The following is a 234-nucleotide window of genomic DNA, read 5'->3' as shown; positions in this document are numbered from 1 at the left end:
GAGCCTGTGACTCCCTGAATACCTGATCGATCAGCTCTGGGGGGATGCCATGTTCGCGGATATAGAAGAACCCCGTATGCAGACAGGCTTCGGTCAGCGAGCTCGTCAGCGCCTGCCTTTGTTGCTCGGTTCCCGAGAGTAACGACAGGTCAATGATGGGTAATGAACCGCCTGTTTCATTCGTGCTGCTCATGCTTTAACTCCGGTTTACGATTCTAAAACTGTCCATGTGGT

General features: G+C 52.6%; 1 protein-coding gene. It reads right to left on the bottom strand.

The features are described from left to right. Positions 1-193 (bottom strand): 2-oxoglutarate and iron-dependent oxygenase domain-containing protein (locus BIV01_RS19155; protein WP_175473781.1); only part of this gene is annotated, 193 nt, incomplete at its 3' end. Positions 194-234 lie beyond the last annotated feature (41 nt).

It is taken from the genome of Curtobacterium sp. MCBA15_013 (assembly GCF_001865095.1).
Lineage (GTDB): Bacteria > Actinomycetota > Actinomycetes > Actinomycetales > Microbacteriaceae > Curtobacterium.
This window is presented reverse-complemented; position numbering and strand designations above follow the sequence as displayed.